At 73.2% G+C, this 7,600-nt stretch carries 4 protein-coding genes; 1 reads left to right on the top strand and 3 read right to left on the bottom strand.

From position 1 onward, the window contains the following. Nucleotides 1-155: 155 nt before the first annotated feature. On the bottom strand, nt 156-1,709 hold the full coding sequence (locus tag ABD056_RS22125) for an acyl-CoA carboxylase subunit beta (protein ID WP_343870384.1): 1,554 nt from the start codon (nt 1,707-1,709) through the stop codon (nt 156-158). A 686-nt stretch (nt 1,710-2,395) separates the two neighbouring features. Here ABD056_RS22125 and ABD056_RS22120 point away from each other — a divergent pair. Then, a complete protein-coding gene (locus ABD056_RS22120; RefSeq protein ID WP_343870382.1) occupies nt 2,396-3,106 on the top strand; it encodes a response regulator in 711 nt (236 codons plus the stop codon). A 398-nt stretch (nt 3,107-3,504) separates the two neighbouring features. Here ABD056_RS22120 and ABD056_RS22115 read toward each other — a convergent pair whose 3' ends face one another. Further along, on the bottom strand, nt 3,505-6,855 hold the full coding sequence (locus ABD056_RS22115) for a PAS domain S-box protein (protein WP_343870380.1): 3,351 nt from the start codon (nt 6,853-6,855) through the stop codon (nt 3,505-3,507). A 65-nt stretch (nt 6,856-6,920) separates the two neighbouring features. Then, on the bottom strand, nt 6,921-7,600 hold a 680-nt coding region (locus ABD056_RS22110), incomplete at its 5' end, for a GGDEF domain-containing protein (protein WP_343870378.1).

Below are 7,600 nucleotides of genomic sequence, written 5' to 3'. Positions count from 1 at the left end.
CTGGGCGCGGGCGGCGCGGCGTTCGGCGGCGGCGCGGGCGGCGGCATCGCGGGCGACGATCACCCGGCCGATGAGGGCGGTCACCCCCCACAACGCGGTCAGCACGATCAGCACCACCGCGAAGCCGAGGAAGACGATTTCCAGGTCTTCGAGGATCACAGCGGAATGTTCCCGTGCTTCTTGGCGGGGCGGGTTTCGCGCTTCGACAGCAGGCTGCGCAGGCCGAGCGCCACGGCGGCGCGGGTGCGGGCCGGCTCGATGACGTCATGCACGAACAGCTTGCCGGCGGAGACGTAGGGGTTGGCGAACTCGCGCCGGTACTCGGCGGCCAGTTCCTGCCGCTTCGCCACCGGATCGTCGGCTGCCTTGAGGTCGCGGCGGTAGAGGATGTTCACCGCCCCCTCGGCCCCCATGACGGCGATTTCCGCCGACGGCCAGGCGTAGACCAGGTCCGCCCCCATGTCGCGCGAGCACATGGCGAGATAGGCGCCGCCATAGGCCTTGCGCAGGATGACGGTGATCTTCGGAACCGTGGCGGCGCCGTAGGCGAACAGCATCTTGGCGCCGTGGCGGATGATGCCGTGGCGTTCCTGGTTGACGCCGGGCAGGAAGCCGGGCACGTCCACCAGCGTCACGATGGGGATGTTGAAGACGTTGCAGAAGCGGATGAACCGCGCCGCCTTGTCGGAGGCGTCGATGTCGAGCGTGCCCGCCTTCACCGCCGGCTGGTTGGCGACGATGCCGGTGACGATGCCGGCGACGCGGGCGAAGCAGCACACGATGTTGGGCGCGAACAGCGCCTGCACCTCCAGGTACCGGCCGCCGTCGACCATGCGGGCGATCACCGCCTTGACGTCGATGGGCATGCGCGGGTCTTCGGGCACGATGGCATCCAGGCCGGGATCGTCGGCCAGGGTGATGTGGGCCGCCAGGTCGTGCGGCGGATCGGCCATGTTGTTGGACGGCAGGTAGGACAGCAGGTCGCGCACGATGGCGGCGGCGTGCATGTCGTCGTCGGCGATGAAGTGGATGTTGCCCGACACGCTGGCATGCGCCATGGCCGAGCCGATCTCGTCCATGGTCGTCACCTGCCCGGTGGCGGCGCGGATCACCTCCGGCCCGCAGATGAACATGTTGCCCGAGCCGCGGGTCATGATGATGAAGTCCATCAGCGCCGGCGAATAGGCCGCCCCGCCGGCACAGCTGCCCGAGATGACGGCCACCTGCGGCACCACGCCGGAGGCCAGCACGTTGCGGTAGAACACCTGGCCGTAGCCCGACAGGCTGTCGACGCCTTCCTGGATGCGGGCGCCGCCGGAATCGTTGAAGCCGACGATGGGCATGCCGCCGCGCATGGCATAGTCCATCACATCGCAGATCTTGCCGGCATGGACCCGGCCGAGCGAGCCGCCGGCGACGGTGAAATCCTGGCTGAAGGCGGCCACCGGGCGGCCGTCGACGAAGCCGATGCCGGTCACCACCGCATCGCCGGGCAGATCCTTGCCCTCCATGCCGAAGTGGCGGGTCTGGTGGCGGGCGTGCAGGCCGAATTCCTGGAAGGTGTCGGCGGCGAACAGGGCGTCGAGCCGTTCCCGCGCCGACAGCAGGCCGCGGGCGTGGCGCTCGTCGATCTTGTCGCGGCCACCGCCCAGCAGGGCCGTTTCCCGGCGCCGGCGCAGGTCGTCCAGAAGGTCCTTGGAAATCGCCATCGGGTCTGTCGTCCTCCGTGGGCCGGGGTGCGCGGTAGGTGACGGTAGCACGGTCCGGCGGCCCCTGAATACCGCCTGCGGCGCCGCCGGTCCCGCGACGGTAGTGCGCACCATACCACTGTGGAACTTAAGGTTTTATGACGAAGCCGCATGGCGCCCATGCGAAACGCCGATCGGGCGTCGCGGGTCGTCGGACCGCGGGCGGAGCGGGGGCGGGTGCGAAAAAAAGCGCCGGCCCTTGGTGGCCGGCGCAGGTCAATCGAGACGCAGATGAGGACGCCGGGCAGAACCCGGCGCAAGGCGGGAAGGATGCCTGCCGGTCCCCCATCGGGTTCCCCGACCGGCAGGCTGTCCATCCCGTGCCGGACCGAAGCCCGGCGCCGTGCGGCACCCCCCTAATGGTGACCGCCGCTGCCCATCCCCCCTTCCCCAAGGGTGCGCCGTGAGGCGCCGGGATCGTCAGCAGGTCCGGCGCTTCCCCCGAAGCAACCGGACCCCCGGCGGCTCCGCAATGAAGCCGGTGTTGGTGATACCAGACCCGTGTGAACGGCGAAGGCGGTCGCGGTAAACGATGGGTTCGATTTTGTAAACGGCCGGTAAACCGCTACATTTGTCGCGGGCGCCGCAGCGCGCTCACTGGTTGAATGGTGGGCGCAGGATGCCGTCGAGGGGGACTGATCCACGGCATGAAACCGGAATCGCATCATATCTTGATCGTCGAGGACGAGCAGGTCAGCCGCGCCGTGCTCGCCGCCTACCTGAACCGCGAGGGGTACCGGGTGGCCGAGGCCGCCAACGGCGACGAGATGGACCGCCAGCTGGCGCGCCGTCGCTTCGACCTGGTCCTGCTCGACATCAACCTGCCGGGACGCGACGGCCTGTCGCTGCTGCGGGCGCTGCGGGCGCAGTCGGACATGGGCATCGTGCTGGTGACCGCCAAATCCGATGCGGTCGACCGGGTGGTGGGGCTGGAACTGGGCGCCGACGATTACGTGGTGAAGCCCTACGAGCAGCGCGAGCTGCTGGCGCGGGTGAAGAACATCCTGCGCCGCACCCAGCGTGCCGCCGCCAACCGCGACGACCGCGCCACCTACGATTTCGACGGCTGGCGGCTGGATACCGGCCGGCGGCTGCTGACCGACCCCGAGGGCGTCAACGTGCCGCTGACCACCGGCGAGTTCAACCTGCTCGCCACCCTGGCGGCTCAGCCGCAGCGGGTGTTCACCCGCGACCGCCTGCTGGATGCGGTGTCCAACCGCGAATGGTCGCCGGCCGACCGCTCCATCGACGTGCTGATCGGCCGCCTGCGCAAGAAGATCGAGCACGACCCGGCCCAGCCGCGCCTGCTCGTCACGGTGCGCAACGTCGGCTATGTGTTCACCCCGGACGTGGAGTGACGGAGATGATGCGGCCCCTGCTCCTTGCCATCGCCGCTGCCGGTGCCGTCGCTACGGCCGCCGTGGCGCCGCCGGCCGCCGCCGCCTATCGCATAGAGCCGTCGCCGGCCCTGACGGCGGCGCTGGAGGAGGCGGTGCGGCGGCAGGTGAAGGAGCCGGCGGCGGCCATCAACCATCGCTGGGTGCTGCGCGACGAGATCGAAAGCGGCGTCGTCGGCTGCGGCACCGTCACCCTGGCCGACGGCAGCCAGCGGCCCTACCGCGCCTCGGTCATGCGCGAGGGGGCGGATGCCTTCATTCCCATCGGCGCCTTCGTGTCGCGCGGCGACGATGCCGCCTTCTACCGCGCCGCGCCCGACTGCGACCCGGCGGCGAGCCACCAGCCGCCGCGCTGGGGGTCAGACCTCCGGCGCCGCCGCCGGGGCGCCGTAGACCGCCAGGGCGTCGATGGTGGCGGCATGCACCCGCCGCACCTTGGCCATGGTCAGGCGCACCGCATCCAGGTCGCCGGCCTGGGCATCGGCCTCCACCTCCTGCAGCAGGCGGTGCAGCGGCGTCAGGCCGAGCACGCCGGCGGCGCCCTTGAGGGCGTGCGCTTCCTCCACCACCGTGGCGGCATCGCCGGCCGCCATGGCGGCGTCCAGCGTGTCCAGGCGCGGCGGCGTGGTGGTGCGGAACAGGTCGATGAGGCCGAGCACCGCCTCCGGCCCCAGGTCATCCCACTGCCGCACGATCAGCGACTCCGGCGGCACCAGCGCCGGATCGGGCCGCACCACCGGCCGGCCCGCCGGCGCCGGCGGAGGAGGCGGAGACCGAGACGGCAGTGCTGCGGGTGGCGGAGCCGGCGGCAGGGCGGCCGGTGCGGCCGCCGCCTGCGCCCGCCGACGCGGAGTCGCCGGGGCGGGGGGCGGCGGTGGTGGCGGCGGCACCGCCCCCAGCAGGTCGGCGGCGACACGGTTGAGCATGTCGAGGCGGAACGGCTTGGCCACCACCCTGTCGGCCCCGGCCTCGCGGGCGGAGCGCTGGCCGGCGTCGGTGATGTCGGCGGTCAGCACCACGATCTTCACCGCCGCCCGCTCGCGGTCGGGCAGGGCGCGGATGCGGCGGGTGGCCTCGGCGCCGTCGATGCCGGGCATGTGCAGGTCCATCAGCACCAGGTCGAAGGCGCCCTCGGCCGCCGCCGCCACGCCGTCCATGCCGTCGGCCACCGCCTTCACCCGATGGCCGGCGCGGCGCATCAGTTCCGCCGCCAGCATGCGGTTGACCTTGTCGTCCTCCACCAGCAGCACCCGCAGCGAGCCCTTGGCCGCCGCCGTCGCGGCCGCTGCGGCGGCCTCGGCCTCGGCATCGGTGCCGGCCGGCGGGGCGCCTTCCTCCAGGTCGAGGGTGACCCAGAAGGTGGTCCCGTTGCCGGGCACGCTGTCGAACCCGATGCGCCCGCCCATGGCCTCCGCCAGTCCCTTGCAGATGGTCAGGCCGAGGCCGGCGCCGCCGTGCTGGCGGGAGGCGGAGGCATCGGTGACGGTGAAGCTGTCGAACAGGCGCGCCTGCATGTCGTCGGGGATGCCGGGGCCGCTGTCGTCCACGGCGAACTGCACCCGCAGCCCGCCGCCGGGCGCGGCGCCCAGGGTGCGCAGCCGCAGGCGGACGCCGCCGCGCTCGGTGACCTTCAGGGCGTTGGACACCAGGTGGAACAGGATCTGGGTGATGCGGCCCTCATCGCCGCGCAGCACCGGCGGCACCGTCTCCCCCACCTCCACCGTCAGGTCGAGGCGCTTGGACATGGCCCACGGCCGCATCAGCGTGGCGATGCGGTCGAGCAGGTCGCGCGGCGCGAAGTCGGCCGAGGCCAGCGCGATGGTGCCGGCGGTGATGCGGCTGACGTCGAGGATGTCGCCCACCAGCCGCAGCAGCGTGTCGCCGGCGCGGTGGATGGTTTCGACATAGGCGGCCTGGGTCTTGGTCAGGCGGGTGCCGGCCAGCAGCTGCACCATGCCGAGGATGCCGCTCATGGGGGTGCGGATCTCGTGGCTCATCACCGCCATGAAGTCCGACTTGGCGCGGGCGAGGTCTTCCGCCTCCCGCTTGGCGCGGGCCAGCAGTTCCTCCGCCTGGCGGCGCTCGGTGATGTCGGTGCCGACGGCGATGGCGGCGTCCTCGCCGTCGTAATCCACCGCCAGGGCTGAGCACAGCGCCCAGCGCGGCCCGTCCGGCCCGTCGCGCAGGCGGATTTCCATGTCGACGAGGCGGCGGTCGCGGCGCAGCGTGCCCATCACCCGCTCGAACTCCGCCCGGTCCGGGAAGAAACCGACGGCGCCGAGGCCGACCGCCGTGTCCTGCGGCACGTCCAGCAGGTCGGCGGCGGGGCGGTTGCAGAACAGGATGCGGCCGTCGCTCAGCCGCACCACCGCCAGGGGCAGCGGCACCGCCTGCAGCAGGCGGTGCAGGCGGTCCTGCCCCTCCCGCAGGGCGGCATCGGCGCTGCGCCGGGCGGCGACGTCAAGGAACCCGCCGAGGATCGCCGGGCGGCCGTTGTAGGTGATGAGCGAGGCCGACACCTCCACCCACACCGGGCGGCCGCGGCGGGTGCGCATGGCGACCTCGACGCCGTGGACGGTGCCCTCGGCGTCCAGCCGGTCCAGCAGGCGGGCGCGGTCGGCGGGGTCGGCGTAGAACATTTCGCTGGTCAGCGTCGTCGGGTCTTCCTCGCCCAGCTCGAACAGCGCCCGGCCGCCGCGGTTGACGGCCAGCGGCCGGCCCTCGGCGCGGTCGACCACCACCAGCGGCACCGGCGCCGCGTCGAACACCCGTCGCAGGGTCTCGCCGCTCTCGCGCACGGCGGCCTCGGCGGCGATGCGGTCGGTGATGTCCTGGTCGATGCCGAACAGCCGCACCACCCGCCCGTCGGCGCCGAACTCGCGGTAGCCCTTGGAGAAGATGTGCCGCACCTCGCCGTCGGAGCGGACGATGCGGAACACGCGCTCCTTCTCGCGCCAGGTCTGGTCCTCGGCATCGGCCAGAATGTCGGGCAGGTCGTCGGGGTGGACGCAGGCGAGGAAGGCGTCGAAGCCGCGCACCGGGTTGGCGGGGTCGGCATCCAGGCCGAAGATGCGTTCCAGCTCGCGCGACCACAGCGCTTCGTCGGAGGCGGGATAGAAGTCGTAGCAGCCGATGCAGGCCAGCGTCTCGATCTCGCGCAGCAGGCGGGTGTTGTTCTCCAGCTCGCGCAGCTTGCGGCGCAGGGCGCCGTCGGCCACCTGCCGCTGGCTGGCGTCGCGGAAGCCGAGCACGGCGGTGCCGTCGTCGAGCAGCCGGGCGGTGACTTCCAGCGGCAGGTCGCTGCCGTCGGCGGTGCGGCCGACGCATTCGCGCACGCCGTTGCGCTCGGTGCCCAGGGCAGCGAGGCTGCCGGCCTCGGCGGCGCCGGGGATGAGGTCTTCCAGCAGCCGCCCGATCAGCGGCGGATGGGTGCCGAACAGGGCCTCGGCGGCGGCATTGGCGGCGGTCACCACCCGGGTCGGGGTCACCGCCACTACCGCATCGGCCTGTCCGTCCAGCAGCCGCGCCATCAGCCGGGTGCGGCGGTGGCAGTGCAGCGCGGCGGCCAGGGCGGCGGTGGCGCCCGCCAGCGCCACCAGCGCCCCCACCGGAGCGGCGAGCGGCACCGTCAGCGGTGCGCTGGCGGCGACCGCCAGACCGGTGACGGCAACGGCACCGGCGGCAACCAGGGCGGGCGGCGGAGCGGTCATCGGCGGGCGGGCTGCGGCGGTCGGGGGGTCATGGACGACAGCCTACCACGACGGCGGGCGCCCATCTATGCGGCGTCACGGCCGCCGGCGCCTGCCCCGGCGGCACCGGCCGGGGCGGCGGCGGCAGGCGGCGGGACCAGCTGGGCGAGGCCGCGGCCGAGGGTCTGCTCGATGTCCATGTCCTCCTGCTGCAGGGCGGCGACGGCGGTGGCGAAACGCGGGCTGATGGTCCGGTCGCGCCACGGCACGCCCATCAGGTCGAAGTGCCGGCGCAGCCGGCTCACCACCGTATCGGCGGCGGCGGCAGGGGTTTCCGGCAGCAGCAGGGCGAAGGTGTCGTCGTCGAGGCGGGCCAGGGTGTCGATGACCCGCAGGTCGCGGCGGCCGTATTCGGCCACCGCCCGCATCACCGCCGCCGCCGCGCCCGGCCCGGCGCTGCCGTCGAGGCCGGCGGCGTCCCACAGGCGCAGCACCACGACGCTGAGCGGGTGGCCGAAGCGGCGCGAGCGCGCCACCTCAGCCGCTCCCAGGGTGAGGAACAGGCGGCGGTTGCCGGCGCCGGTGGCGAGGTCGACGGTGGAGGTCTGGCGCAGGGCCGCTTCCACCGCCGCCCGTTCCTGGCCGCGCGACACCACCACCCAGGCCAGCCCGCCAGCGGCGCCGGCGAGGCAGAGCGCCAGCAGGCGCACCGTCCACAGGGTGCCGCGCCGGCCGGCGCCCCAGCCCGCCGCCGGCATCGCCGCCG

Origin of the sequence: Caenispirillum bisanense (assembly GCF_039523075.1) — a bacterium.
GTDB lineage: Bacteria > Pseudomonadota > Alphaproteobacteria > Rhodospirillales > Rhodospirillaceae > Caenispirillum > Caenispirillum bisanense.
The sequence above is the reverse complement of the archived record's forward strand: the minus strand, read 5'-3'. Positions and strand labels throughout refer to the sequence as shown.

Coding starts and splice junctions, on each gene's coding strand:
- ABD056_RS22120 (WP_343870382.1), top strand. CDS start 2,396: ATGAAACCGGAATCGCATCATATCTTGATCGTCGAGGACGAGCAGGTC.
- ABD056_RS22115 (WP_343870380.1), bottom strand. CDS start 6,855: ATGACCGCTCCGCCGCCCGCCCTGGTTGCCGCCGGTGCCGTTGCCGTC.
- ABD056_RS22125 (WP_343870384.1), bottom strand. CDS start 1,709: ATGGCGATTTCCAAGGACCTTCTGGACGACCTGCGCCGGCGCCGGGAA.